The sequence below is a fragment of the Serratia sp. JKS000199 genome, assembly GCF_900215455.1.
Taxonomy (GTDB): Bacteria; Pseudomonadota; Gammaproteobacteria; order Enterobacterales; family Enterobacteriaceae; genus Serratia; species Serratia ureilytica.
Genome location: NZ_LT907843.1, coordinates 31,808 through 58,740, shown reverse-complemented (window position 1 = coordinate 58,740; position 26,933 = coordinate 31,808). Strand labels below are relative to the sequence as shown.

The window sequence follows — 26,933 nt, the reverse complement described above, 5'->3', positions numbered from 1 at the left end:
ACTCCAGACAAACAGCGCGCGGTTTTCACCGCGCGCCGCCTACCAAATATTTTATTTCACCTGGCGCTTCTGATGCTCGCCTGCGGCTTTCACGAAGCCGGCGAACAGCGGATGCCCATCACGCGGCGTCGATGTAAATTCCGGGTGGAATTGACAGGCCACAAACCACGGGTGATTCGGCAGTTCAATGATCTCGACCAGCTTGTTGTCGGCGGAACGACCGGCGACACGCAGCCCTGCGGCTTCGATCTGCTTCAACAGCATGTTGTTAACTTCGTAACGGTGACGATGACGCTCGACAATGGTCGGTTCGCCATACAGCTGACGCACCAGGCTGTTGTCGCTCAGGTTGCACTGTTGGCCACCTACGCGCATCGTGCCGCCCAAATCGCTTTCTTCGCTGCGCACTTCGACGTTGCCGTCTTCATCGCGCCATTCGGTGATCAACGCCACCACCGGGTACTTACAGTCTGGCATAAACTCGGTGGAGTTGGCGTTCTCCATCCCCGCCACGTTGCGAGCGAACTCCATCAACGCCACCTGCATGCCCAGGCAAATGCCCAGGTAAGGAATGTTATTCTCGCGCGCATAGCGTGCGGTCATCACTTTGCCTTCCACGCCGCGGTAGCCGAAGCCGCCCGGGATCAGGATCGCGTCCAGCCCTTTCAGCACTTCCACGCCGCGGGTTTCCACGTCCTGCGAGTCGATCAGCTTGATGTTCACGGTCAGACGGTTTTTCAGCCCGCCGTGCTTCAGCGCTTCGATCACCGACTTGTAGGCGTCCGGCAACTCAACGTATTTGCCGACCATACCGATGGTCACTTCGCCGCCCGGATTGGCTTCTTCGTAGATCACCTGTTCCCATTCGGCCAGGTTGGCTTCCGGCGCGTTCAGGCTGAATCGTTTACAAATATAATCGTCCAGCCCCTGAGATTTCAATAGGCCTGGGATTTTATAAATAGAATCAACGTCTTTCAGAGAGATAACCGCTTTTTCCGGCACGTTGCAGAAAAGCGCGATTTTCGCGCGTTCGTTAGCAGGAACCGCGCGGTCGGAACGGCAAATCAGCACATCAGGCTGAATACCGATGGAAAGCAGCTCTTTTACGGAATGCTGGGTCGGCTTGGTTTTCACTTCGCCCGCCGCCGCCATGTACGGCACCAGCGTCAGGTGCATGTACAGGGTGTGCTCGCGGCCCACTTCCACCGCCATCTGACGGATGGCTTCGAGGAACGGCAGCGATTCGATATCGCCGACGGTGCCGCCGATTTCCACCAGCACCACATCATGGCCTTCGCCGCCTTCGATGATGCGTTCTTTGATCGCGTTGGTGATGTGCGGAATGACCTGCACGGTCGCGCCCAGATAGTCGCCGCGGCGTTCTTTACGCAGCACGTCGGAGTAGATGCGGCCGGTGGTGAAGTTGTTGCGACGCGACATTTTGGTGCGGATGAAGCGCTCGTAGTGACCCAAATCCAGATCGGTTTCTGCGCCGTCTTCGGTGACGAAAACTTCCCCATGCTGAATCGGGCTCATGGTGCCCGGATCCACGTTGATGTACGGGTCCAGTTTCATGATGGTAACGTTGAGGCCACGGGCTTCAAGAATAGCCGCCAGAGAGGCTGCGGCAATGCCTTTACCCAGAGAGGATACGACCCCGCCGGTCACAAAAATATAATTAGTTGTCATGCTGAACCTGAGAGTTTAGGTTTAAAGACGATGGAAGAACCAGGACGGGAAAGTAGTATACCCGAACCTCTCCTGACCTACAAACGATCGTTTTGCTGTCCATCATCTCGGCCGCCCTCCCGTGTTCATCAGGGTTTACTCCGCCGGCGCGCCCAAAACCCTCCAGGAAATACAAAGAGTTAGCGGAGAAAATTTCTTTTTACCGCCCCTCTCGAGCGATAAAACACCTTAGATTTCAGTTTGTTGGCCTTTTGCTGCCGACGGCAGCCCTGCGCCTGTGACCTGACCGTAAGCTTAACCGTTTCAGCTTGAGTGAACCTTGTTTGTGATCAACATTCAACATTGTCGTTGCAGCGATTCAACTTTCCTGGCGTTTCACCTGCTGCCAGGCGTCTTCCATCTGCTCCAGCGTGGCGTCTTCAAGCCGCAGCCCGCGTTGCTTGACGATCGCCTCCACCTCGCGGAAGCGGCGTTCGAACTTGCGGTTGGCCGCCTGCAATGCGTTCTCGGCCTTGTGGCCCAAATGGCGCGAGAGGTTCACCGTGGCGAACAGCAGATCGCCGATCTCCTCTTCCAGTTTACGCTCATCGACCACCGCCTGGCGGGCTTCGTGCATCACTTCGTCGATCTCTTCATACACTTTGTCCAGCACCGGCCCCAGCGTGTTCCAGTCGAAGCCGACCGAGGCGCAGCGTTTTTGGATCTTGTGCGCCTTCATCAACGCCGGCAACGCCTGCGGAATGTCGTCCAGCACTGAGTGCAGCGCTTTTTCGGCGCGCTCGCCGGCCTTGAGCTGCTCCCAGCGCGCCGCCACGGCTTCGCTGTCTCCGCCCTCGGCGTCGCCGAAGATGTGCGGATGACGGCGCTCCAGCTTGTCGCTGATGGCGGTACACACCTCATCAAAATCGAACAGCCCCTGTTCCTGCCCCATCTGGGCGTAGAACACCACCTGGAACAGCAAGTCGCCCAGTTCGTCGCGCAGATCGGCGTAGTCCTGCCGTTCGATGGCGTCCAGCACTTCGTAAGTCTCTTCCAGCGTGTAGGGCGCGATGGTGGCGAAGGTTTGCTTACGGTCCCATGAGCAACCGTTCTGCGGGTCGCGCAGCGTTTTCATGATGTTCAGCAGGCGCTGCAGCGAAGTGGATTGAGTCATAAAAAATCTCTGAGAAAATGGGGGCGCACGGACATGTCCGCCGGAACTGATGGAGTTCGGGCCGCATCAACCTCGGATGCGGCCCGAAAGGCGCAGGAGTTAGTTGCCGTGCAGACGCTTGGCGTCTATCACGTCCGGGAGCTGGTTCAGCTTCGCCAGCACCCGGCCCAGCACCTGCTGGTTATAAATTTCAATGTCCATATCGATGGTGGCCAACTGCTTCTTGGTATCGCTGCGGCTGGCGACGCCCAGCACGTTGACCTTTTCGTTGGCCAGAATGGTGGTGATATCGCGCAGCAGCCCGCTGCGATCGTTGGCCATCACGCGCACCACCAGCGAATAACCGCTGGAGTAGCTTTCTCCCCACACCGCATCGACGATGCGCTCCGGCGCATGCGATTGCAAATCGGCCAGCTGATCGCAGTCCGCACGGTGGATCGAGATGCCGCGCCCCTGGGTGATAAAGCCGACGATGTCGTCGCCCGGGATCGGCTGGCAGCAGCGGGCGATGTGGTGCATCAGGTTGCCCACGCCCTCCACCACCACGCGGCCGTTATCCTTGTTGCGGGCCGGCGGCGGCGCTTTCTGCTGCACCAGCTGGCGCAGCGCCTCGCGATCCTGCTCTTCGGCGCTCGGCTTGTTGAACTTGCCCTGCAGGTAATTCACCATCTGGTTCAGGCGAATGTCCCCGCCGCCGATCGCCGCCAGCACCTCGTCCAGCGAGTTCATGTTGTAGCGCGGGATCAGCAGCTTCTCGGCCTCTTTCAGGCTGATGCCGAGGTGTTCCAGCTCGTTGTCCAGCATCTGGCGGCCGGCAAGAATGTTCTTGTCGCGATCCTGCTTGCGGAACCAGTTGTGGATCTTCGAGCGCCCGCGGCTGGTGGTCACGTAGCCCAGGTTCGGGTTCAGCCAGTCGCGGCTCGGGTTCGGCTGTTTCTGGGTGATGATCTCAATCTGATCGCCCATCTTCAGCTGATAGGTAAACGGCACGATGCGGCCGCCGATCTTGGCGCCGATGCAGCGGTGACCAACGTCGCTGTGAATGTGGTAGGCGAAATCGAGCGGCGTGGAGCCGGCCGGCAGATCGACCACGTCGCCTTTCGGGGTAAATACATAGACCCGATCGTCGAACACCTGGCTGCGCACTTCGTCGAGCATCTCGCCGGAGTCCGCCATCTCTTCCTGCCAGGCGATCAGCTTACGCAGCCAGGCGATGCGCTCTTCATAGCCGGAGCGCACGGTAACCCCCGCGCCCTCTTTGTACTTCCAGTGTGCGGCCACGCCCAGCTCGGCGTCTTCATGCATTTGCCGGGTGCGGATCTGAATCTCGACGGTTTTGCCGCGCGGCCCCAGCACCACGGTGTGGATCGACTGGTAGCCGTTGGGTTTCGGGTTGGCGACGTAGTCGTCGAACTCGTCCGGCAGGTGGCGGAAGTGGGTATGCACGATGCCCAACGCCGCGTAGCAATCCTGTAGACGCTCCGCCACGATGCGCACCGCGCGCACGTCGAACAGTTCGTCGAACGCCAGGTGCTTTTTCTGCATCTTGCGCCAGATGCTGTAGATGTGTTTCGGCCGGCCGTAAATCTCCACCCGAATGCCTTCTTTGGCCATCTCGGCGCGCAGCCCGGCGACGAAGTCGTCGATGAACTGTTCGCGATCGATGCGGCGCTCATGCAGCAGCTTGGCGATGCGCTTGTATTCTTCCGGGTGCAGGTAGCGGAAGCAGAAATCCTCCAGCTCCCACTTCAGCTGGCCGATGCCGAGCCGGTTAGCCAACGGCGCATAGATGTTGGAACACTCTTTCGCCGCCAGCACGCGTTCGTCTTCCGGCGCGTCTTTCACCTCGCGCAGGTGGGCGATGCGCTCCGCCAGCTTGATGACGACGCAGCGGAAATCCTCCACCATCGCCAGCAGCATGCGGCGCACGTTGTCGACCTGTTCGGAGGCCATCGAGTCGTTTTGGGTGGCTTTCAGTTGGCGAATAGCGTCCATGTCCCGCACGCCATGCACCAGGGCGACGATGCCCTTGCCGAACGTTTCCGTCAGGATCTCTTCCTGCACGATGCCGGCATCCACCAGCGGGAACAGCAGCGCGGCGCGCATGCTGTCGTTGTCCATGCTCAGCGTCGAGAGGATTTCCACCATCTCCAGGCCGCGCCACAACAGCAGCGAGGCGTCGGGATGGTTTTGGGTCTGCTGCTCACAATAACGCCAGGTTGCGGCCAATCGCTCACATGACTGCGGGTTGGGTAGCCCCAAGCCGGCGATCCACTCATCGAGAGCGAACTCACCCGCCGTATTCAGATGTGCACTTCTTACCGCAACCATAACTTCTCCCTACTTTGCAGCGACCTCTGGCGCGCGCTCGTTGATAAACAGCGCCATTGATTCAAGATGCCCCGTGTGCGGAAACATATCCAACATCCGCACGCGCGCAAGACGATAACCGGCGTTCAACAGCACTTTGCTGTCGCGAGCCAGCGTGGTGGGGTTACAGGAAACATACACCACCCGCGCCGGCGCCAATTTTACAATGTGTGACATCACCCCGGCCGCACCGGCGCGGGCGGGATCCAGCATCACCTTATCAAACCCTTGTGCTGCCCAAGGTTGCCGCTCAACGTCGTCCTCCAGATTCTCATGGAAGAACGACGCATTATTCAGCTTATTCTTATGTGCATTATATTGCCCATTCGCTACCAGCGTGGCAACACCTTCGATGCCCACCACCGCAGCGGCGCGGCGCGCCAGCGGCAGGGTGAAATTCCCCATGCCGCAGAACAGGTCCAGCACCCGATCATTGGGTTGAATGTCGAGCCATTCAAGGGCCTGCGCCACCATTTGTTGGTTTACGGCGTCATTGACCTGAATAAAGTCGCGCGGACTGAAGTCTAAGCGTAGCCCGTCAACCTGATAATACGGCGTTTCACCGCACAGTTTTTCCACCCGATCGCTGTCCGGCGCCAGATAAACGGCGACCTTTTCCCGCTCGCCAAACGCCAACAGCGCCTGGCGATCCGCCTCTTTCAGGGCATCGAGATGGCGCAGCACCAGCAGCGGACCGTTATCCGCCAGCACCAGCTCCACATGCCCCAGCCGCCGCACCGCCTGCAGCCCGCTCAGGCAGGCGCGCACCGGCGCCAGCAGCTGTTCCAGCTCCGGGCGCAGCACCGGGCAGTGCTCCACCGCCACCAGCTCGCTGGAGGCCGCCTGTCGAAACCCCATCATCAGGCGCTGCAGCTTCGGCTGCCACGCCAGGCTCAGGCGGGCGCGGCGGCGATAGCCGTATTCCGGGCCGGCGATCACCGGTTCCTGTTGCGGGGTTACTCCGGTTTCGCGGGCGATCATGCGCACCAGCGCCGCCGCCTTGCTCTGCTGTTGCAGCGCCTCATCCGCATGTTGCTGCTGGCAGCCGCCGCACACGCCGAAATGCGGGCAGCGCGGCTCCACCCGCTGCGGGCTGCGGCTCAGCAGGCGCTTGAGCTTGCCTTTGGCGAACTGGCGCTTGTCTTCGGTCAGCTGGATTTCCGCCTGCTCGCCCGGCAATACGCCCGGCACGAACACCGCTTTGCCGTCGTGGCGCGCCACGCCCTGGCCGAAAGGATCGAGATCGCTCACCGTCACGGTGAAGATTTGTGAGCTCTGCCGGGTCGTCACGCGGCGTTTGGGAGAGTAGAATTGCGCCATATTTGTCGATTGTGTGCTGGTTCATTAAGCTAGTGTCAGCTGTCAATTCTCCCACATTGGAATCCCATGACCAAATACAGCCTGCGTGCGCGCATGATGATCCTGATTCTGGCCCCGACCTTGCTGATTGGTTTGCTGCTCAGCACCTTCTTCGTGGTGCACCGCTATAACGAGCTGCAGGAGCAATTGGTCGACGCCGGCGCCAGCATCATCGAGCCGCTGGCGGTAGCCAGCGAGTACGGCATGACGTTCCGCAGCCGCGAATCGGTCAGGCAACTGGTCAGCCTGCTGCACCGCCGCCATTCGGACATCGTGCGGTCGATCACCGTGTTCGATGCGCAGAACAACCTGTTCGTCACCTCCAATTATCACCACAACTTCGCCCAGCTGCAGTTGCCGAAAGGCGTGCCGTTGCCCACCGAACTGATGCTCACCCGGCGCGGCGATTCGCTGATCCTGCGCACGCCGATCCTGTCGGAAAATCAGTATCCGGATGAAACCGCCGACGGCGGCAGCCACCCCGACAACAACCTGGGCTATGTGGCGATCGAGCTGGATCTGCAGTCGGTGCGGCTGCAGCAGTATAAAGAGGTGTTCGTCTCCACCCTGCTGCTGCTGCTGTGCATGTGCATCGCCATCCTGTTCGCTTACCGCCTGATGCGCGACGTGACCGGTCCGATCCGCAACATGGTGAACACCGTCGATCGCATCCGCCGCGGCCAGCTCGACAGCCGCGTGGAGGGCTACATGCTCGGCGAGCTGCACATGCTGAAGAACGGCATCAACTCGATGGCGATGTCGCTCACCGCCTATCACGAAGAGATGCAGCAGAACATCGATCAAGCCACGTCTGACCTGCGTGAAACGCTGGAGCAGATGGAGATCCAGAACGTCGAACTGGATCTGGCGAAAAAACGCGCGCAGGAGGCGGCGCGCATCAAGTCCGAATTCCTGGCCAACATGTCGCACGAGTTGCGTACCCCGCTCAACGGCGTGATCGGTTTTACCCGCCAGATGCTGAAAACCGATCTGAGCGCGACCCAAACCGACTATTTGCAGACCATCGAGCGCTCGGCCAACAACCTGCTGACCATCATCAATGACGTGCTGGACTTCTCCAAGCTGGAGGCCGGCAAACTGGTGCTGGAGCATATTCCGTTCGCCCTGCGCGAAACGCTGGACGAAGTGGTGGTGCTGCTGGCCCCCAGCGCCCATGACAAAGGGTTGGAGCTGACGCTGGATGTGCACAACGACGTGCCGGAGCAGGTGATCGGCGACTCGCTGCGCCTGCAGCAAATCATCACCAACCTGCTGGGCAACGCCATCAAGTTCACCGAAACCGGCAATATCGATATTCGCGTCGAGCTGCGCAAACAGCTGGAGCGCCGGGTGGAAGTGGAAGTGCAGATCCACGACACCGGCATCGGCATCTCCGAACGCCAGCAGTCGCAGCTGTTCCAGGCGTTCCGCCAGGCGGACGCCAGCATCTCCCGCCGCCACGGCGGCACCGGGCTGGGGTTGGTGATCACGCAAAAGCTGGTGAAGGAGATGGGCGGCGACATCTGCTTCCACAGCCAGCTGAATCGCGGCTCGACCTTCTGGTTCCACATCACGCTGGATCTGAACGAGGGCATGCTGTCGCTGGCGCCGAACCTGCCGGATCTGAACGGCAAAACGCTCGCCTACATCGAGTCCAACCCGACGGCGGCACAGGCGACGCTCAACATGCTCAGCGTCACGCAGCTGGTGATCACCCACTCGCCGACGCTGGGCCAACTGCCGTCAGGCCATTACGATTTCCTGCTGGCCGGCGTGCCGATCCCGTTCCGCGACAACATGGCGCAGCATCAGGACAAATTGTTGGCCTCGCTGAAGCTGGCCGATCGGGTCATTCTGGCGCTGCCGTGCCAGGCGCAGATCGACGCCGAGCTGCTTAAGCAACAAGGCGCGCTCGGCTGCCTGATCAAGCCTATCACCAGCACGCGTCTGTTCCCGCTGCTGAGAATGGAAACGCCCGATCGGCTCGCCGCCCCGCCTGAGCGTAAACGTCTGCCGCTGACGGTGATGGCGGTCGACGACAACCCGGCCAACCTGAAGCTGATCGGCACGCTGCTGGGCGAACAGGTGGAAAAAACGCTGCTGTGCGAGAGCGGTGAGGAAGCGCTGGCGCTGGCGCGCAACAACGTGCTGGATCTGATCCTGATGGACATTCAAATGCCGAAGATGGACGGCATTCACGCCAGCGAACTGATCCGCCAACTGCCGCACCACAACTCCACGCCGATCGTCGCCGTCACTGCCCATGCCGCCAGCGGCGAACGCGAGCATCTGCTGCAGGCGGGGATGGACGACTACCTGGCCAAGCCGATCGACGAGAAAATGCTGACCCGCGTGCTGTCGCGCTACCACAGCGGCGACGTGGAAAGCGCCGTCGCCGACGATGCCCCGCTGTCGCTCGACTGGCCGCTGGCGCTGCGCCAGGCGGCCAATAAACCGGATCTGGCGCGCGATCTGCTGCAAATGCTGCTCGATTTCCTGCCGCAGGTACGCGAACGGGTGCAGGCGCTGCTCGAGGGGCAACACGACGACGAGATCCTCGACCTGGTCCATAAGCTGCACGGCAGCTGCAGCTACAGCGGCGTGCCGCGCCTCAAGCAGCTGTGTTTCTACCTCGAGCGGCAACTGCGCCAGGGCATCACCAACGACGAGCTGGAGCCGGAGTGGCTGGAGCTGTTGGATGAGATTGAACTGGTGATCCACGCGGCGCGTGCGCATCTGGCGCAACCGGCCTGAATCCTCAGGCCATAATGCAAAAAGGCACGCCGTAGCGTGCCTTTGTTGCTTTTAGCGCCTGACGTTTATCACTGCGCCAGCAGGTACAGCTGGCTATCGCCGCGCTGAATATTCAACGCCAGCACCGACGGTTTGCTGTCGAGGATTTTACGCAGCTCGCCCAGGTTCTGGATCGGCTGTTGGTTCACGCCCAGGATCACGTCGCCCTTTTTCAGGCCGATGCGCGCGGCGGCGCTGCCGGCTTTCACGCTGTCGACCTTAACGCCTTTCACGTTGCCGACCTGGGTATTGCTCAGCTCGGCGCCTTCAATGCCGGTGTAGATATTGCCCGAGGCCACCTGGGTCTGCGCGCTTTGCTCCAGCGTGACGTCAATCGTTATCGGCTTGCCGTCGCGGATAATGCCCAGCGACATCTTGCTGCCGACCGGCAACGTGCCGATCTCTGCCCGGAACGAGGCGAAGCTGGAGATGGCCTTGCCGTTCATAGTGACGATCACGTCACCGGCCTTGATGCCCGCCTTCGCGGCGGAAGATTTCGGCATTACCTGGCTGACGAAGGCGCCGCGCTGCGCGTCGACCTTCATCGCCTTGGCCAGCTCAGAGTTCAGCTCGGTGCCCATGATGCCCAGCTCGCCGCGTTTCACCTGGCCATACTCGACCATTTGCGCCGTCAGGTTTTTCACCATATTGCTCGGAATGGCGAAGCCGATGCCGATGTTGCCGCCGTCCGGCGCCAGGATCGCGGTGTTGATGCCGATCAGCTCGCCGTTCAGGTTAACCAGCGCGCCGCCGGAGTTGCCGCGGTTGATTGCCGCATCGGTCTGGATAAAGTTTTCGTAGTTTTCGATGTTCAGGCCGCTGCGCCCCAGGGCGGACACGATGCCCGAGGTGGCGGTTTCACCCAGCCCGTACGGGTTGCCGATCGCCACGGTGTAATCGCCGACGCGCAGCTGATCGGAGTCCGCCATCTTGATCGCCGTCAGGTTCTTGAAGTCTTTCAGCTGGATCAGGGCGATGTCGGAACGCGGATCCTTGCCGATCACTTTGGCGTCGAAACGGCGGCCGTCGCTCAGCTGCACCTGGATCTTGTTGGCGTTGTCCACCACGTGATTGTTGGTCACCACATAGCCCTTGGCGGCATCGATAACCACCCCGGCGCCCAGCGCCTGGAATTTCTGCTGCGTGCCCTGCGGCTGCTGGCCATCCGGTCCGGGCTGTTCAGCGCCCTGACACATCGGCGAGCCCTGGAACGGTGAACCGTCCTGGCAGAACGGCGAATCTTCACCGAAGAACTGTTGGAACTGTTGCGGCATGCGCGGCGTATTGACCGTGGTGCTGCCCTCAACGTTAATGCTCACGACGGAAGGCATCACCTTCTCCAGCATCGGCGCCAGGCTCGGCAACTGCTGGGTGCTGGAAGACGCGGTTTCAGCGGCGCTGGCCGTAACCGGGCCCATCGCCATACCGATGCTGAATGCCAGTGCGCTCAGAACTAATGCGGTTTTTTTCATCTGTGTGTCTCTTATAAAGTCGTTCAAAAAAGAATGGCTGTCTTGCGTGCTTATTCAGAGTTAATTAATAGCCCGAAGTTCCGGCACAGATGATTGGCAATAGTAAACAAATATTGTTCGTCTTTACAAAACTCGAGACAGCCAACCGGTTGGAATTGCTGATAATTATTCCTCCGCTTAATTATTCCGCCGCCATTAATCGACGATATTCATCATAGGCATAAAGGTCGGTCATTCCGCTGATATAGTCCTGCAATAAACGCGCGCGGAAATAATATTCCCGAATGGTTTGCTGCTCCGGCGATAAATGCTGCAGCCCTTCTACCGCCTCCACATAAGCCAGCCGATGCTTGGTGGACAGCTTGTGGAACAGGCGCGTTTCGATCGGGTAAGCGCGATGGCTGTCCTCGCGCACCAACCGGCTGAAGTCCGCCAGCGACATCGCCAGCAGCGGGCTGTAAATGTCCAGCAGGCCGCTGATCACCCGGTAGCCTTGCAGCTCGAGCTGCTCGACCTCCGGGTGGTTGAACACGTGCTTGAACGCCACATTTTTAAATATTTTCAGCAGCTGATAGGCCGGGCTGGAATCTTCCAGCAGCGCCTGATTGAAACTGCCCTGATAAACCGCGTCAAGATTGTCGATAAAGCGCTGCGCCGCGTGCGGCACCAGCCGCGCCACGGTAAACACCCGCAGATACATGAAGAACTGATCTTCCGCGCTGCGCCGCGCGCCGCCGCGGTCGATCTTGCGAAACGCGCTGGCGACGGTCTTGTCGAACAGATCGCCCGGCGCCACCTCGCCCCACTCCTGAATCAGATGCTGATACAGCTGCTCGACGGTGAAAATGCTCTTCTCCACCGCGTCTTCCAGATCGGCCACGCAGTACGAGATATCGTCGGCGGCCTCCATGATGTAGGTCAGCGGAAAACGATCGAACTCGCCCATGTGCAGCTCGCGCCGCAGCCTATCGACAAAGGCTTCTTCCGCCAGATAATAGCCGGGCTTTTTCATCAAATAGCTGTGGCTGGCGGGGATGTCGCCCGCCCAATAAGCCGGGCGGGTGTATTTCAAAATGCAGCCGACCTGCGCGTAGGTCAGATTGAGTTTCAGCAGGCTGTACACCATGCGGATCGCCTGGGCGTTGCCCTCGAAATGGCTGAGATCCTGACGGATCCGGCTGCGCAGCCGGTTCAGATCGCTCTCCCCTTCATGCAGCCGCAGCGACGCGACCTGGCAGCGATCGTGACTGCCCGGCTCGCTGCCGCAGCTGGCAGGATCGAGCCGCTGGGTGAACCAGTCGTTGATCGCCGACTCGCCGAAGTGACCGAACGGCGGATTGCCGATATCGTGCATCAGACAGGCCATTTCCACGATGCTCTCAAACGGATCGAGCAGCCGGGTCAGGCCGAATTCATCGATCTTACCCGCCTGTTTGAAGCGGTTGAGGATCTCTTTGGCGATATGGCGCCCGACCTGCTGCACCTCCATCGAGTGCGTCAGGCGGCTGCGCACCGCCGCGTTGCGCTCCAGCGGAAACACCTGGGTTTTTTGCTGCAAACGGCGAATGGCGGCCGAGTTGACGATGCGCCCGCGATCGCTCTCGAACTGCCGCACGATGTCGTACTCTTCCTCGGCCTCGATCGGTTTGCTGAAAGGCCGTTGGAAGCTGATTTTTTGCTTGAAGTCGATCCCGGACATCTGTTTCTCCGCCGTTGCGCCCTGCCCCCGTGATAACAATTCCCGGCGGCGGATGCAACGCATTATCTCTGATACACAGCCATGATAGACTATGCCGCAATTCTCACGGCCAATCAGCGAGTGTTATTTATGAAAGTAGGCATCATCGGCGCAATGGAGCAGGAAGTCACCCTGCTGCGCGATCAAATCGAAAACCGTCAAACCATCCAGCGCGCGGGCTGCGAAATCTACACCGGCCAGATCGGCGGCGTTGAAGTGGCCCTGCTGAAATCCGGCATCGGCAAAGTCTCCGCAGCCATGGGCACCACCCTGCTGCTGGAGCACTGCAGCCCGGACGTGGTGATCAATACCGGCTCCGCCGGCGGCCTGGCCAGCACGCTGCGCGTGGGCGATATCGTAGTGTCGGAAGAAGTGCGCTACCACGACGCCGACGTCACCGCCTTCGGCTACGAGCCGGGCCAGATGGCCGGCTGCCCGGCGGCGTTCGTCGCCGACGACGCACTGATCGCGCTGGCGGAAAGCTGCATCAAACAGCTGGATCTGCACGCGGTGCGCGGCCTGATCTGCAGCGGTGACGCCTTCATCAACGGCGCCGAGCCGCTGGCGCGCATCCGCGCCACCTTCCCGCGCGTCGCCGCCGTGGAAATGGAAGCCGCGGCGATCGCCCACGTCTGCCATCTGTTCGGCACGCCGTTCGTGGTGGTGCGCGCCATTTCCGACGTCGCCGACAGCGAGTCGCACATGAGCTTTGACGAGTTCCTGGTGGTAGCGGCCAAGCAGTCTACGCTGATGGTCAACGCCATGCTGCAAACCCTGGCCAAGCGCGGTTGATGTGAGGCTGCGCTTCACCTCGGCGCTCTGGCTGCTGGCGTTCTGGCTAGCCCTGCCGGCCGGGGCCGCCCAGCGAGTGATCAGCCTGGCGCCCAATGCGACCGAACTCGCCTATGCCGCCGGCATGGGCGAGGTGCTGGTGGCGGCGAGCGCCTATTCCGATTATCCGCCGCAGGCCGCCAGGCTGGAGCAGGTGGCCTCCTGGCAGGGCATCAATCTGGAGCGGGTGCTGGCGCTCAAGCCGGATCTGATCCTCGCCTGGCGCGGCGGCAATCCGCAGCGCGTGCTGGATCAGCTCGCCGCATTCGGCATCCCGATCTTCTATGCGGACGCCGATAATCTCGAAGGGATCGCCGGCTTGCTGGATAAGCTGGCGCAATACAGCCCGCACCCGGACCAGGCGCATCAGGCCGCCGCCGGCCTTCGCCGTCAGTTCGCTGCTCTCAGACAACAGTACGCCGATAATCCTCCGCGACGCGTGTTGCTGCAGTTCGGCACCCAGCCGCTGTTCACCAGCTCCGGCGCCACGCTGCAGAGCCAGGTGTTGGCGCTGTGCGGCGCGCAGAACGTCTTCGCCGACAGCCGCACGCCTTGGCCGCAGATCAGCCGCGAGCAGGTGCTGGCGCGCCAACCCCAGGCCATCGTCATCACCGGCGGCGCGAAAGAGGCCGCCAATGTGAAAGCCTTCTGGGCGCCGCAGCTGCAGGTGCCGGTGATCGCGCTGAATGAAGACTGGTTCAATCGCGGCGGCCCGCGGCTGCTGTTGGCGGCGCAGCAACTGTGCCGCCAGCTGGCGGAGATCCGCTGATGCTGGTGTTCTGGTTGGATATTCTCGGTACGGCGGTGTTCGCCGTCTCCGGCGTACTGCTGGCCGGCAAACTGCGCATGGATCCGTTCGGCGTGTTGGTGTTGGGCGTGGTTACCGCGGTCGGCGGCGGCACCATCCGCGATATGGCGCTGGCCAACGGCCCGGTGTTCTGGGTCAAGGATCCCACCGATCTGGTGGTGGCGATGATCACCTGCGTATTGACGCTGCTGCTGGTGCGCCAGCCGCGCCGCCTGCCGAAATGGGTGCTGCCGGTGCTCGATGCCGTCGGGCTGGCGGTGTTCGTCGGCATCGGCGTCAACAAGGCTTTCGCGGCCGGTACCGGCCCGCTGGTGGCGATCTGCATGGGGGTGATCACCGGCGTCGGCGGCGGCATTATCCGCGACGTGCTGGCGCGCGAGATCCCGATGATCCTGCGCACCGAAATTTACGCCACTGCCTGCATCATCGGTGGCATCGCGCACGCCACGGCGTTTTACACCTTAAACATGCCGCTGCAACAAGCCATGATGCTGGGCATGGTCATCACGCTGGCCATTCGGCTGGCGGCCATCCGCTGGCACCTCAAGCTGCCCGCCTTTATTCTCGAACGCTGAGCCGCCGCCCTGCGGGGCGAATGCAGCCACGCGACGGCACAGCCGAATATCATCCACAGCCCACCGGCCCAGGAGAACGGCGTGGCAGTGATCCTCGTGGAGTGGTAGGCATAAAAAAACCCGCCGGCCGGAAAGCGAGCGGGTTGATATTCTGACAGGCAAACTCAGATGCTGAACGACGAACCGCAACCGCAGGTGGTTTTGGCATTCGGGTTGGTCACCACGAAGCGCGATCCTTCCAGCCCTTCGGTGTAGTCCACCGAACCGCCAACCAGATACTGCAGGCTCATCGGATCGACCACCAGCGCCACGCCCTGCTTCTCGATGGTCATGTCGCCATCGTTGACCTTGTCGTCAAAAGTGAAACCGTACTGGAATCCGCTGCAGCCGCCGCCGGTAATGTAAACCCGCAACTTCAGGTTCGGATTTTCTTCGTCAGCAATCAGGTACTTGACCTTGTTTGCTGCTGCCTCGGTAAATTGCAGGGGCAGTGCCGTTTCATCACTCATACTCTTTACTCCCAACATTGTTCAGCATCAGATCGCGACCAGGGCTGCCTGATTAATATTAACGATTATCCGATACCTGAGTGTTGCGTTCAAGTATTCACCGCATTTGTTGTATTTTCTTTACTTGTTTTCTCCGCCGCTTCCCGCGCCAACTGCGCCTCCTGCCGTTGCAGGGTGCGCGCCAGGATCGACGAATACAGCGGCTTGCCGCCGAGCAGTTGCGCCACCACCGTAGCGCCGAGGCAGGTGATGATCATCGGTAAAATCAGCTGGTAGTTGTCGGTCATTTCCAGCACCAACACGATACCGGTCAGCGGGGCGCGCACCGTGGCGGCGAACAACGCCCCCATGCCGGCGATGGCGAAAGTGCCCGCCTCGATGCCGTACTGCGGGAACAAATGCGCCCCCGCCAGCCCGAAGGCGGTGCCGAACAGCGTGCCCAGCGCCAGCATCGGCGCAAAGATGCCGCCCGGCGCGCCGGAACCGAAGCACAGCAGCGTGGTGAAGATGCGGGTAATGAAAATGAACATCAACATGCCGACGCTGTAATTGCCCGCCGCGGCGATCGGGATCAGCCCAAAGCCGCCGCCCGCCGCCTCCGGCTGGATCAGCCCCAGAATGCCGCACACGCCGCCGAGCAGCCCGCCCATCAGCAGCACATTGCGCATTCTGCCGCCGTGCAGGCGCGCGAACATGTCCTGAGTGCGAAAGATCAGCGCGTTGAATCCCACACCCACCGCGCCGAATATCGCGCCCAGCACCAGATAGAGCCACAAGGTGTTGATGGGCGCCGAGGCGAGTTTGCCGACCGCGATCACCGAGCCTTGGCCGTTGAACAGCTGGAACACCACGCTCGACATGATAACGCCGATAAACACCGCTTTAATCGAGATCAGGTTGTAGCGAAACTGCGGCCGCATCTCTTCGATGATAAACAGAATGCCGGCCAGCGGCGCGTTGAACGCGGCGGACAGCCCGGCGGCGGCCCCGGTCGCCAGCAGCGAATGGCGCGCCTCGGCGCCGCGAATGCGCAGCACGTCCAATACCATGCGCCCGACGTTGCCGCCCATCTGTACCGTAGGCCCTTCGCGCCCCAGCACCATGCCCGCCCCCAGCGTTCCCATGCCGCCGATGAATTTCACCGGTATCACGCGCCACCAGCGCACCGGCCGCAGCTCCTCCAGCGCGCCTTCGATCTCCGGAATGCCCGAACCGCCAGCCTCAGGCGCAAAGCGCCGCACCAGGTAATAACCCAGCGCCGCCAGCGCGGCGGACAAGATAAACGCCAGCGGCCACACCAGGATCCAGAAGTCGGCGACCTGCGCCAGCGAAGCCAGCCGCTGCTGCTGCACCCACTCCACCGCTTTATCGAAGGCCACGCCGAGCAAACCGGCCAGCGTCCCCACCAGCGCGGCCATCAACAGGATCGCCACCGGCGTTTTATCGCGGCGGATAAACTGGCGCACCGCATCGCTGCGGCTAAGACGCGGGCTCAACGTCCCGACTGGCTGTGATTGTGATTCTGTCATCGCGAGTGATTCGTCAGGTAATTTGTAATACAAATAGGCAGGGCGATAATTCTACCCCAACCCGGCGGCGGGCGCTGCCGTTAATGGTATCTGACTGTGATCGTTTCATAACGCGGCGCTCTCCTCTAGAATAGCGCGGTCAAATCATTCAAAAGAGAATCCAGGAGCCGATTTATGAGCCTACACAGCAAGTCCGAAAGTCTGTACGCCCAGGCGCAACAGTTGATCCCCGGCGGGGTAAACTCTCCGGTGCGTGCATTCACCGGCGTGGGCGGTGTGCCGCTGTTTATCGAGCGCGCAGACGGGGCTTACCTGTTCGATGCCGACGGCAAGGCCTATATCGACTATGTCGGTTCCTGGGGGCCGATGGTGCTGGGGCATAACCACCCGGCGATCCGCGACGCGGTGATTGAAGCGGCGCAGCGCGGCCTGAGCTTCGGCGCGCCGACCGAGATGGAAGTCAAAATGGCGCAGCTGGTCACCGAACTGGTGCCGACGATGGATATGGTGCGCATGGTGAACTCGGGCACCGAAGCCACCATGAGCGCTATCCGCCTGGCGCGCGGCTACACCAACCGCGATAAAATCATCAAGTTCGAAGGCTGCTACCACGGCCACGCCGACTGCCTGCTGGTGAAAGCCGGCTCCGGCGCGCTGACCCTCGGCCAGCCGAACTCACCGGGCGTGCCGGCCGACTTCGCCAAACACACCCTGACCTGCACCTATAACGATCTGGATTCGGTGCGCGCCGCCTTCGAACAGTACCCGTCCGAGATCGCCTGTATCATCGTCGAGCCGGTCGCCGGCAACATGAACTGCGTGCCACCGCTGCCGGAATTCCTGCCGGGCCTGCGCGCCCTGTGCGACAAGTACGGCGCGCTCTTGATCATCGACGAAGTGATGACCGGCTTCCGCGTCGCGCTGGCCGGCGCGCAATCCTATTACGGCGTCGAGCCGGATCTGACCTGCCTCGGAAAAATCATCGGCGGCGGCATGCCGGTGGGCGCCTTCGGCGGCCGTCGCGAGGTGATGGACGCGCTGGCGCCGACCGGCCCGGTCTACCAGGCGGGCACCCTGTCCGGCAACCCGATCGCCATGGCGGCGGGCTACGCTTGCCTGACCGAAGTGTCGCAGGTTGGCGTGCACCAGACGCTGACCGAACTGACCGAGATGCTGTCCGCTGGCCTGCTGCACGCGGCGCAGGAAGAGAATATTCCATTGGTGGTCAACAACGTCGGCGGCATGTTCGGCCTGTTCTTCACCGACGCGCCGGCGGTCACCTGCTACCAGGACGTGATGCAGTGCGACGTGGAACGCTTCAAGCGCTTCTTCCACCTGATGCTGGAAGAGGGGGTGTATCTCGCGCCGTCCGCCTTCGAAGCGGGTTTCATGTCCGTGGCGCACAGCAAGGAAGACATCCAGCGCACCATCGACGCCGCGCGTCGCTGCTTCGCCAAGCTGTAATCCCGGCCGGATGGCCAAAAAGAAACGGGCGCCGAGGCGCCCGTTTTGTTTTTCACGGCGGTTTACAGCAGCGTGCCGTAAATGGTCAACAGCGCCACCACCACCACGATGATCATCGTCACCTTGCGCGCCAGCGTCACCGCCGCCCGCGGCGTTTGCACCGGGTCCATATGCGGATCGCGCGCCAGCGAGAACTGCGCCAGCCGCGTCAACACCTGATACGACGACGAATGCCGATCGCCGAGTGAGGCGAACCAGGCCGGCAACGCGCGCTCGCCGTGGCCGAACAACGCATAGGCCACCCCGGCCAAACGCACCGGGATCCAGTCCAGCCAGTTCAGCAGATGATCAATGCCCGACTGCGAACGCTCCAGCGGCGTATTGTGGCGCGCCAGCCAGGTTTGATAGGCGCGCAGGAAGGCATATCCCGCCAGCGCGATCGGCCCGTACGGCCCAAAGACCACGAACCAGAACAGCGGCGCCAGGTAATAACGGAAGTTGATCCACAGCAGCGCGTTTTGCAGCTCGCGCAGGCGCAGCTCTTCACTGCAGTCCACCGGCAAACCGTGGATCAACGCCAGCTCTTCCGCCATCTGATCGCTGGCATGGGTATCCCCCTGCCGCGCCGCTTTCAGGTAGGCGCGATAGTGTTTGCGCTTGATGCCGGCGCCGACGCACAGCAGATCGATGACGATCCACAGCAGCAGCGTCACCACGCCGAAGAATAACCCGTGCGACAACCACAGAACGCCCCAGACGATCACCATCCAGGCGGCGGTCATCGCCAGCGTCTGCGCCAGCGAAACCCGATGCAGCCGCTGAAATACCACTTCGAGGCGATGATCCAGCTGCCAGTGTTCCCCCAGCTTGAACAGGCGCTCCCAGGCCAAAACCAGCAACAGCGTAAACAGCGTCATTAGCGATTCCTCTCCCTTTTTCTTGTCTCAAGCATAGCGTCGGCGGGCGCGCCGCGTTGTTCCAGAGATGCCAGATAGCGATCCCAATCGAACGCCGGCCCGGGATCGGTTTTGCGGCCGGGGGCGATATCGCAATGCCCGGCGATATGCGCCGCCAACGGCGGATAGTGTTCGGCCAGCAGCGCGGTGACCGCCTGCAGCGTGCGATATTGCGCCTCGGTGTAGGCTAACTGGTCGGTGCCTTCCAGCTCGATGCCGATGGAGAAATCGTTGCACCGTTCGCGCCCCTGATACAGAGAAACGCCCGCGTGCCACGCGCGCTGGTCGAAGGGCACATACTGCACGATCTCCCCGTCGCGGCGGATCAGACAGTGCGCAGACACTCGCAGCTGATGGATCTCGGCGAAATAAGGGTGCTGCGCGGGATCGAGCGTGCCGGTGAACAGCTGGTCGATATAGGGGCCACCGAATTCGCCGGGCGGCAGGCTGATGTTATGGATGACCAGCAGCGAGGGCGGCTCGTCATCCGGGCGCCGATCGCAGTGCGGCGAAACCACTCGCGTCACCCCGACAATCCAGCCATTTTCCAACTGCATCAGACACCTCTCTGCGGTGGTACTTATTCCTGCAACAGAGTAGCATGTTCCCCTACGAACTAACCGTCCATTTCGGAGTTTTCCATGCCGACACGCCGCTACAGTGCCGACCGTCGCCGCACCGAGCTTCTTGAACGTATTGAAAGTGATATTCCCTATTCCGTCGCCCAGGCGCTGCGCGAAGACCTGGGAGGTGAAGTTGACGCCGGGCGCGATATTACCGCGCAATTGTTACCGGCGGACAAGCAGGCCGAAGCCACCGTCATTACCCGCGAAGCCGGCGTGTTCTGCGGCCGCCGCTGGCTGAACGAAGTCTTTATTCAGTTGGGCAACCAGGTGCAGGTGGAGTGGCTGGTGGCAGACGGCGACCGTCTGATACCGAACCAACCGCTTTGCCGGCTGCGCGGCCCTGCGCGGGTGCTGTTGACCGGCGAGCGCACCGCGCTGAACTTCGTGCAGATGCTCTCCGGCGTGGCGACCGAGGTCAGCCGCTACGTGGCTCTGCTGGAAGGCACCCAGACTCGCCTGCTCGATACCCGCAAGACCTTGCCCGGCCTGCGCACCGCGCTGAAATACGCCGTGCTGTGCGGGGGCGGCAGCAACCACCGGCTGGGGCTGTCCGATGCCTTCCTGATCAAGGAAAACCACATCATCGCCTCCGGCTCGATCAAAAACGCGGTGGAAAAAGCCTTCTGGCTGCACGCCGACGTGCCGGTGGAAGTGGAAGTCGAGTCGCTCGATGAGCTGCAGCAGGCGCTGGACGCCGGCGCCGACATCATCATGCTGGACAACTTCAGCGTCGAGATGATGCGTCAGGCGGTCGCCCAAACCCAGGGCCGCGCCCAGCTGGAGGTGTCCGGCAACGTCACCAGCGAGACGCTGCGCACCTTCGCCGAGACCGGCGTGGATTACATTTCGGTCGGCGCGCTGACCAAACATGTGACCGCGCTCGATCTGTCGATGCGCTTCAAATGATCCCCTCGCCCCCGGCCGCCGCCGGGGGCGTTAACGCAGATTTGCGAAGCCCCTCGCACCGTTTTTTCCTCCGTTGCAAACGACATCAATACTGATGGAAGTACGCCGAGAAACGCGTAAAACCCGCTCGCCGTTCCCCCGCGCAAACCGCTACCGTTGTCTTCCACACCCTTATGGAGGAAACAACGCATGGAAACGCAACGCGGCTTTAGCCTGATCGAACTGATGGTGGTGATCGCCATCATCGCCATCCTCAGCGCCATCGGCATTCCCGCCTACCAGCGCTACATCCAGAAAGCGGCGATGACCGACATGCTGCAAACCATGGCGCCATATAAGCTGGCGGTCGAGTTGTGCGTGCTGGATGAAGGCGCGCCCGCCGGCTGTGAAGCCGGCAGCAAAGGCATTCCCAGCGGCGGCGCGTCGCGTTACGTCAGCGGGGTGAAAGTCGTTAAAGGCGTAATCACGCTGACCGGCACCCAAACGCTGCAGGGGCTGGCGGTGGCGTTAACCCCCAAGTCGAACGCCGATGGGCTGACCCGCTGGACCCGGCTGTGCAGCAGCGAAAACGCGACGCTGGTTGAGGTGTGCCGGGAAGTCTTCCGCTTCGACGACGCGGCGGAGTAACGGCGATGAACGCGCAAATCAGCGAAGAGGTTCACACCCTGTGTCGGCGCTATCAGGCGCTGGCGCTGAGCGAGGACCCGACCACCTTGACGGTCGCGCTCAGCGAAGAAGCGCCGCAGGGGCTGCTGGCGGCGCTGCGTTTCGCCACCGGTAAACGCATCCATCTGGAACAATGGCCGGCGGCCAGGTTGGAGCTGGCGCTTAACCAGCGCCACGAACCGCTCTCGGCGCCGCTGGCGGCCGAAGAGGACACGACCGACATCGCCTACCCCGACGACGGCGATGCGCCGGTGGTGCAATTCATCAACCAGACGCTGCGCCTGGCCATCCAGCGCCGCGCCTCTGACATCCACTTCGAGCCTTTTCGGCAGCATTTTCGCATTCGTCTGCGCATCGACGGCGTGCTGCAAACCCTCGCCTCACCGCCGCCGCAGCTGACCGCGCGCCTCATCGCCCGGCTGAAGATCCTCGGCCAGTTGGATATCGCCGAGCGCCGTCAGCCTCAGGACGGGCAGCTCAGCCTGACGCTGGACAGCGCGCGCTATGCCATGCGTATCGCCACTCTGCCGACGCTGCACGGCGAAAAGGTGGTGCTGCGCGTTCAGCAGGGCGAGCAACAAGAACTGCCGCTGGATCAGTTAGGCATGAGCCGGGCGGATCTGGCGCACTACGCGACGGCGCTGGCCTGCCCGCAAGGGTTGATCCTGGTGACCGGCCCGACCGGCAGCGGCAAAACGGTGACGCTGTACAGCGGTCTGCGCCAGTTGAACGATGCGCAGAGCAACCTGTGCAGCGTCGAGGATCCGGTCGAGATCCCGCTGTTCGGCGTTAATCAGACCCAGATCAACGCAAAAACCGAGCTGAGCTTCGCCCGGGTGCTGCGCGCCCTGCTGCGCCAGGATCCAGACGTCATCATGATCGGCGAGATCCGCGATGCGGAAACCGCCGAGATCGCGGTCAAGGCCGCGCAAACCGGCCACCTGGTGCTGTCGACGCTGCATACCAACTCCACCGGCGAAACCCTGACGCGGCTGATGCACATGGGGATCCCCGGCTACCTGCTCGCCGGCTGTCTGAAGCTGATCGTCGCGCAGCGGTTGGTGCGTAGACTGTGCCGCCACTGCCGCTATCCGCACAGCCAGCCGACGCATTTTCCCAGCGCGATCTGGCCGGAACCGCTCACTGTCTGGCGCGCCGATGGCTGCGAGCATTGCTTCGGCGGTTACTATGGGCGCATCGGCGTGTATGAACTGTTGGCCATTACGCCGGAAATACAGGCGGCATTGCTGGCGAACGCCGCTCCCAGTCTGCTGGCGGATATCGCCCGCGAACAGGGGCAGCTTTCGCTGCTGCAAGCGGGCCTGGCGCTGGCCGCCGAAGGCACGACCTCGCTGGAAGAACTGTACCGCGTGATCGACGTCGTCCAGCCTGGCATAGCCGCGCCATGAAAGCGCGCCGGCTGTTTCTTTGGCAGGCTTTCGACGCACAGGGCGCCTTACGCCGCGGCGAACTGATGAGCGAGGAAAAACGGCAGGTGAGCCGGTTGCTGATCGAACAAGGCCTGCAACCGTGCCGAATCGGGCACGGCAAACGCGTTACGCCCGGCCAATGGCGTGGAGAACCGTTAATCCACTTCACCCGCCAGCTCGCCACTCTGCTGCAGGCGGGGTTGCCGCTGGTCAATGCGCTGCAGTTGCTGGCAGCAGAGCATCCTTCGGCAGCCTGGCGCTGCCTGTTGCGCCAGCTGGCCGACCAGGTGCGCGAAGGGCAACCGCTTTCCGAAACCCTCGCCGAACAACCGGGGATTTTTCCCCTGATCTATCGCCAGCTGATCGCCATCGGTGAACTGACCGGCAACCTCGATCGCTGCTGCCTGCAGCTGGCGCAACAACAGGAGGCCCAGTTGCTGCTGCGCCGCAAGGTGACCAAAGCGCTGCGTTATCCCCTCTTCATCTGCGCGGTGGCGCTGATGGTCAGCGTGTTGATGCTGGTGATGGTGCTGCCGGAATTCGCCAAGGTTTATCAATCGTTCGATGCGCCGCTGCCCTGGTTTACCCAAGGGTTGCTGGCATTGTCTGCGCAGTTGATCGCCACCGGCCCCTATCTGGCGCTGCTGCTGGGCGCGTCGCTGTTCGGCTATGGCCGCTGGCTGCACCCGCGCCCGCCGTGGCGCAGACGTGAACAGGCTCTCTTGCTGCGCCTGCCGCTGATCGCCCGGCTGGTGAGCGGCGGCGCGCTGAGCCAAACATTTCGCATCCTGACCATGACCCAACGCGCCGGGCTGACGCTGGTGGAAGGGTTGAACGCGGCGGCGTTGGCGGCTGACCATCTGCTGTACAAACAGGCGCTGGAGCAGGTGCAACGGCAGATCGCCGAAGGCGAAGCCTTTCATCATGCCCTGGGCCTGCAACCGCTGTTTCCGCCGCTGTGCCGGCAGCTGGTGCGGGTGGGCGAAGAGTCCGGTTCACTGGACGCCTTGCTGGATAAATTGGCGCAGTGGTATGAACGGCAGACGCACGAGCTGGCCGATACGCTGGCGCAAACGCTGGAGCCGCTGCTGATGCTGGTGGTAGGTGGGATTGTCGGCGCTTTGGTGATCGCCATGTATCTGCCTATCTTTCAACTGGGCAGCGTGTTGGGATAAGGGTAAAAGGATAGCGGGCGCCGCGGTGCGCTGCGCCCGAATGCAAGGTGCGGCTTATTTGCTGCCGAAGACGCGGTTTTCCTGCTCCGCCACGCGGATAAAGGTGGTGCGCTTGGTCAGCTCTTTCAAACGCTCGGCGCCGACGTAGGTGCAGGCGGAACGCAGGCCGCCGAGGATATCACGCACGGTGAACTCCACCTCGCCTCGCAGCGGCAGCTTGACGGTTTTGCCTTCGGCCGCGCGATACTCCGCCACGCCGCCGACGTGGCGCTTCATCGCTGACTCGGAGCTCATGCCGTAGAACAGCATGAATTTCTCGCCGTTCTCTTCCACCACGGTGCCTTCGCACTCGTCGTGGCCGGCCAGCATACCGCCCAGCATCACGAAGTCCGCGCCGCCGCCGAAGGCTTTGGCGACATCGCCCGGCACCGAGCAGCCGCCGTCGCTGACGATTTGGCCGCCCAGCCCGTGGGCCGCATCGGCGCATTCGATCACTGCCGACAGCTGCGGATAGCCCACGCCGGTCTTCACGCGGGTGGTGCATACCGATCCCGGCCCGATGCCGACTTTAACGATGTCGGCGCCGGAGAGGATAAGCTCCTCCACCATCTCGCCGGTCACTACGTTGCCGGCGCAGATGACGTGATTCGGGCAGGCTTCGCGCGCTTTCTGCAGGAAGGCGACGAAGTGTTCAGAGTAGCCGTTGGCCACGTCGATACAGATGAATTTCAGCGCCGGAGACAGGGCCAGGATCTGCTGCATTTTGGCGAAGTCGGCTTCTGAGGTGCCGGTGGACACCATCACGTGGCGCAGCACCGATTCCGGCATGCGCTGCACGAAGTCAGCCCATTGCTCGACGCTGTAATGTTTGTGTACGGCGGTGAGAACGTCGAAAGAAGCCAGGGCCTCAGCCATGCGGAAGGTGCCCACCGTGTCCATGTTGGCGGCGATAATCGGCACGCCGGACCAGCTGCAACCTGAATGCTTGAAGGTAAACTGACGTTCCAGTTCAACCTCGGAACGGCTTTTCAACGTGGAACGCTTAGGGCGGATCAACACGTCTTTAAAGCCTAACTTCAAATCTTCTTCAATACGCATGACTTATGATTTCCTGGTTAATGGCGACGGATCGCAAGGAGGATATTCGAACCTCTGCCCGACCGCTTTCCCGTGGCGCGGAAAGATGACGGCGAGATTAATGCCAGTTCCAGTGACGTTATAATACGCGCTAATAATCGCCGAACAAGACTGCGAATTCGCCTTTATTTACGCTACAATCCGACAAATTTACCTGCATAATCGCAGTGTGATTGCCCGCTCATTTCTGCCGTGCCGCTGCGCTTTTTCTCGCCGTCCAAACGGGGCCGAGGCGCAAGCGCCGCCTGCCGACTTGCACTTCTGCGCGATCGCTTTATGATTCGTCTATTATTTTTTTATGAACATCGGATGCACCTAACACCATGGCCTACATTGTTGCGTTGACCGGGGGCATAGGCAGCGGCAAAACGACCGTTGCGAACGCCTTTGCGCGCCACGGCGCAGCCATTGTCGATGCCGACGTGATCGCCCGTCAGGTCGTTGAGCCGGGCACCCCTGCTCTGGCCGCGATCGCCGAGCGATTTGGTAATGAAATGTTGCTGCCGGACGGCGCGCTCAACCGCGCTGCGCTGCGTCAGCGCATCTTCAGCCGCCCCGATGATAAAACCTGGCTGAACCAACTGCTGCATCCGCTGATACACCGCGAGACCCAACGCCAACTGGCGCAGGCGGCCAGCCCGTACGCGCTGTGGGTCGTGCCGCTGCTGGTGGAAAACGGCCTGCAGGATCGCGCCGACCGGGTGCTGGTGATCGACGTCGACACCGAAACCCAGTTGGCTCGCACCATCGCGCGCGACGGCATCAGCCGCGAGCAAGCGCAGAGCATTCTCGCCGCCCAGGCCACGCGCCAGCAGCGCCTCGCCGTGGCGGATGACATTATTGACAACAGCGGCGCCGCTCAGGGGATAGAGCCACGGGTCGCCGCACTGCATCGTCGCTACCTTGAACTGGCGGCAACAGCGCCCCAACAGGATTAAACTGCATGAGTGATGTTTCCCCAACCGTTCTCTTTGAACATCCGCTGAACGAAAAAATGCGTACCTGGCTGCGCATCGAGTTTTTACTGCAACAGCTGCACGGCCAGCGCGCCCTGAGCGAAACCGCCATCGCCCTTACCTTTTTCCGCACCGTCTCCGATTTGCTGGACGTACTGGAGCGCGGCGAGGTACGCACCGAACTGCTCAAAGAGCTGGAGCGTCAGCAGCAAAAACTGTTGGCCTGGGCCGATGTGCCGGGCGTGGATATGGCGCTGATCGAGCAGTTGCGCGGCCAGTTGAAATCGCGTTCATCGGCGCTGATGGCGGCACCGCGCCTCGGTCAGGCACTGCGTGAAGACCGGCTGATCGGCCTGGTGCGCCAGCGTCTGAACATTCCCGGCGGCTGCTGCAGCTTCGATTTGCCGACCCTGCACATGTGGATGCATGCGCCGCAGCAGGATCGCGATGCCGACGTCGCCGCCTGGCTGCAGTCGCTGGATCCGCTGAACCAGGCGCTGATCATGGTGCTGGATCTGATCCGTCAGTCGGGGCCGTTCCGCAATCAAATCAGTCTGAACGGCTTTTTCCAGGACAACGCCGAAGGGGCGGACCTGCTGCGCCTGCGCCTTCATCTGGCGCCGCAGCTTTATCCGCAAATTTCCGGCCACAAGACGCGTTATGCCATTCGTTTCCTGCCGTTGGACAGCGAACATGGCATGGTGCCTGAACGCCTGACGTTCGAACTGGCCTGTTGTTGAACTCATGAAAGCAAGCCTTCTCAGCACCGCCAGAAGGCGTAAGGAACCGTT

The 26,933-nt window shown here is 61.7% G+C and carries 22 protein-coding genes; 11 read left to right on the top strand and 11 right to left on the bottom strand.

Annotation, left to right across the window (positions count from 1 at the left end; all coding sequences use genetic code 11):
- Positions 1 to 51: 51 nt before the first annotated feature.
- From pyrG to rlmD, 4 genes are all read right to left on the bottom strand, one after another.
- A complete protein-coding gene (gene pyrG, locus CPH57_RS00250; protein ID WP_004932674.1) occupies positions 52 to 1,689 on the bottom strand; it encodes a glutamine hydrolyzing CTP synthase in 1,638 nt (545 codons plus the stop codon).
- Positions 1,690 to 2,047: 358 nt separating this feature from the next.
- Complete coding sequence (gene mazG / locus CPH57_RS00245) at positions 2,048 to 2,842, bottom strand: nucleoside triphosphate pyrophosphohydrolase (RefSeq protein ID WP_096241897.1); 795 nt, start codon at positions 2,840 to 2,842, stop codon at positions 2,048 to 2,050.
- Positions 2,843 to 2,941: 99 nt separating this feature from the next.
- A complete protein-coding gene (relA, locus tag CPH57_RS00240; RefSeq protein WP_033641872.1) occupies positions 2,942 to 5,173 on the bottom strand; it encodes a GTP diphosphokinase in 2,232 nt (743 codons plus the stop codon).
- Positions 5,174 to 5,182: 9 nt separating this feature from the next.
- On the bottom strand, positions 5,183 to 6,532 hold the full coding sequence (rlmD, locus tag CPH57_RS00235) for a 23S rRNA (uracil(1939)-C(5))-methyltransferase RlmD (protein ID WP_069101114.1): 1,350 nt from the start codon (positions 6,530 to 6,532) through the stop codon (positions 5,183 to 5,185).
- A 66-nt stretch (positions 6,533 to 6,598) separates the two neighbouring features.
- Here rlmD and barA point away from each other — a divergent pair, with 66 nt between their 5' ends.
- Positions 6,599 to 9,325, top strand: a complete 2,727-nt coding sequence (gene barA, locus CPH57_RS00230; protein ID WP_033641870.1) for a two-component sensor histidine kinase BarA — start codon at positions 6,599 to 6,601, stop codon at positions 9,323 to 9,325.
- A gap of 68 nt (positions 9,326 to 9,393) precedes the next feature.
- Here the strand turns inward: barA and degP are convergent, their stop codons facing one another.
- Positions 9,394 to 10,836, bottom strand: a complete 1,443-nt coding sequence (gene degP / locus CPH57_RS00225) for a serine endoprotease DegP (RefSeq protein WP_033641869.1) — start codon at positions 10,834 to 10,836, stop codon at positions 9,394 to 9,396.
- Positions 10,837 to 11,017: 181 nt separating this feature from the next.
- On the bottom strand, positions 11,018 to 12,535 hold the full coding sequence (dgt, locus tag CPH57_RS00220; RefSeq protein ID WP_033641868.1) for a dGTPase: 1,518 nt from the start codon (positions 12,533 to 12,535) through the stop codon (positions 11,018 to 11,020).
- A 129-nt stretch (positions 12,536 to 12,664) separates the two neighbouring features.
- On the opposite strand from dgt, the gene mtnN reads away from it, so the two are divergent.
- From mtnN to CPH57_RS00205, 3 genes are read left to right on the top strand one after another with little or no spacing between them, the layout of a single operon-like run.
- The gene (mtnN, locus tag CPH57_RS00215) at positions 12,665 to 13,366 is read left to right on the top strand and encodes a 5'-methylthioadenosine/S-adenosylhomocysteine nucleosidase (RefSeq protein WP_019455094.1); all 702 of its coding nucleotides are present in this window, start codon (positions 12,665 to 12,667) and stop codon (positions 13,364 to 13,366) included.
- 1 nt (position 13,367) lies between these two features.
- Positions 13,368 to 14,174: a vitamin B12 ABC transporter substrate-binding protein BtuF gene (gene btuF, locus CPH57_RS00210; RefSeq protein ID WP_046688235.1), complete on the top strand. Its 807-nt coding sequence runs from the start codon at positions 13,368 to 13,370 to the stop codon at positions 14,172 to 14,174.
- Positions 14,174 to 14,788, top strand: a complete 615-nt coding sequence (locus CPH57_RS00205) for a TRIC cation channel family protein (RefSeq protein ID WP_096241896.1) — start codon at positions 14,174 to 14,176, stop codon at positions 14,786 to 14,788. Before btuF ends, CPH57_RS00205 begins: the two co-directional genes overlap by 1 nt.
- Before the next feature lie 164 nt (positions 14,789 to 14,952).
- Here CPH57_RS00205 and erpA read toward each other — a convergent pair whose 3' ends face one another.
- Positions 14,953 to 15,297: an iron-sulfur cluster insertion protein ErpA gene (erpA, locus tag CPH57_RS00200; protein ID WP_033641865.1), complete on the bottom strand. Its 345-nt coding sequence runs from the start codon at positions 15,295 to 15,297 to the stop codon at positions 14,953 to 14,955.
- An 89-nt stretch (positions 15,298 to 15,386) separates the two neighbouring features.
- On the bottom strand, positions 15,387 to 16,826 hold the full coding sequence (gene clcA, locus CPH57_RS00195) for a H(+)/Cl(-) exchange transporter ClcA (protein WP_033641864.1): 1,440 nt from the start codon (positions 16,824 to 16,826) through the stop codon (positions 15,387 to 15,389).
- A gap of 174 nt (positions 16,827 to 17,000) precedes the next feature.
- Between clcA and hemL the strand changes: the two genes are divergently transcribed.
- Positions 17,001 to 18,290: a glutamate-1-semialdehyde 2,1-aminomutase gene (gene hemL, locus CPH57_RS00190; protein WP_096241895.1), complete on the top strand. Its 1,290-nt coding sequence runs from the start codon at positions 17,001 to 17,003 to the stop codon at positions 18,288 to 18,290.
- Positions 18,291 to 18,352: 62 nt separating this feature from the next.
- Here the strand turns inward: hemL and ampE are convergent, their stop codons facing one another.
- Together ampE and ampD are read right to left on the bottom strand one after the other, a co-directional pair.
- Complete coding sequence (gene ampE / locus CPH57_RS00185; RefSeq protein WP_033631795.1) at positions 18,353 to 19,207, bottom strand: beta-lactamase regulator AmpE; 855 nt, start codon at positions 19,205 to 19,207, stop codon at positions 18,353 to 18,355.
- Complete coding sequence (ampD, locus tag CPH57_RS00180) at positions 19,207 to 19,803, bottom strand: 1,6-anhydro-N-acetylmuramyl-L-alanine amidase AmpD (protein WP_025301585.1); 597 nt, start codon at positions 19,801 to 19,803, stop codon at positions 19,207 to 19,209. The genes ampE and ampD overlap by 1 nt, the downstream gene beginning before the upstream one ends.
- 84 nt (positions 19,804 to 19,887) lie before the next feature.
- On the opposite strand from ampD, the gene nadC reads away from it, so the two are divergent.
- The 4 genes from nadC (at position 19,888) to hofC (ending at position 24,049) form a co-directional block, all read left to right on the top strand.
- Positions 19,888 to 20,778 (top strand): carboxylating nicotinate-nucleotide diphosphorylase, encoded by an 891-nt coding sequence (gene nadC, locus CPH57_RS00175; RefSeq protein WP_025301584.1) that lies wholly within the window; start codon positions 19,888 to 19,890, stop codon positions 20,776 to 20,778.
- A gap of 189 nt (positions 20,779 to 20,967) precedes the next feature.
- Positions 20,968 to 21,405 carry a prepilin peptidase-dependent pilin gene (ppdD, locus tag CPH57_RS00170; RefSeq protein ID WP_033651664.1) on the top strand — a complete coding sequence of 146 codons (438 nt, stop codon included), beginning with the start codon at positions 20,968 to 20,970 and terminating at the stop codon, positions 21,403 to 21,405.
- A 5-nt stretch (positions 21,406 to 21,410) separates the two neighbouring features.
- The gene (gspE, locus tag CPH57_RS00165) at positions 21,411 to 22,853 is read left to right on the top strand and encodes a type II secretion system protein GspE (RefSeq protein ID WP_089194285.1); all 1,443 of its coding nucleotides are present in this window, start codon (positions 21,411 to 21,413) and stop codon (positions 22,851 to 22,853) included.
- The gene (hofC, locus tag CPH57_RS00160; protein WP_033651666.1) at positions 22,850 to 24,049 is read left to right on the top strand and encodes a protein transport protein HofC; all 1,200 of its coding nucleotides are present in this window, start codon (positions 22,850 to 22,852) and stop codon (positions 24,047 to 24,049) included. Before gspE ends, hofC begins: the two co-directional genes overlap by 4 nt.
- A gap of 54 nt (positions 24,050 to 24,103) precedes the next feature.
- Here the strand turns inward: hofC and CPH57_RS00155 are convergent, their stop codons facing one another.
- Positions 24,104 to 25,147 carry a GMP reductase gene (locus CPH57_RS00155; RefSeq protein WP_015376656.1) on the bottom strand — a complete coding sequence of 348 codons (1,044 nt, stop codon included), beginning with the start codon at positions 25,145 to 25,147 and terminating at the stop codon, positions 24,104 to 24,106.
- Positions 25,148 to 25,509: 362 nt separating this feature from the next.
- Between CPH57_RS00155 and coaE the strand changes: the two genes are divergently transcribed.
- Together coaE and zapD are read left to right on the top strand one after the other, a co-directional pair.
- Positions 25,510 to 26,124: a dephospho-CoA kinase gene (coaE, locus tag CPH57_RS00150; protein ID WP_047025205.1), complete on the top strand. Its 615-nt coding sequence runs from the start codon at positions 25,510 to 25,512 to the stop codon at positions 26,122 to 26,124.
- Positions 26,125 to 26,129: 5 nt separating this feature from the next.
- The gene (gene zapD / locus CPH57_RS00145) at positions 26,130 to 26,882 is read left to right on the top strand and encodes a cell division protein ZapD (RefSeq protein ID WP_033641859.1); all 753 of its coding nucleotides are present in this window, start codon (positions 26,130 to 26,132) and stop codon (positions 26,880 to 26,882) included.
- Positions 26,883 to 26,933 lie beyond the last annotated feature (51 nt).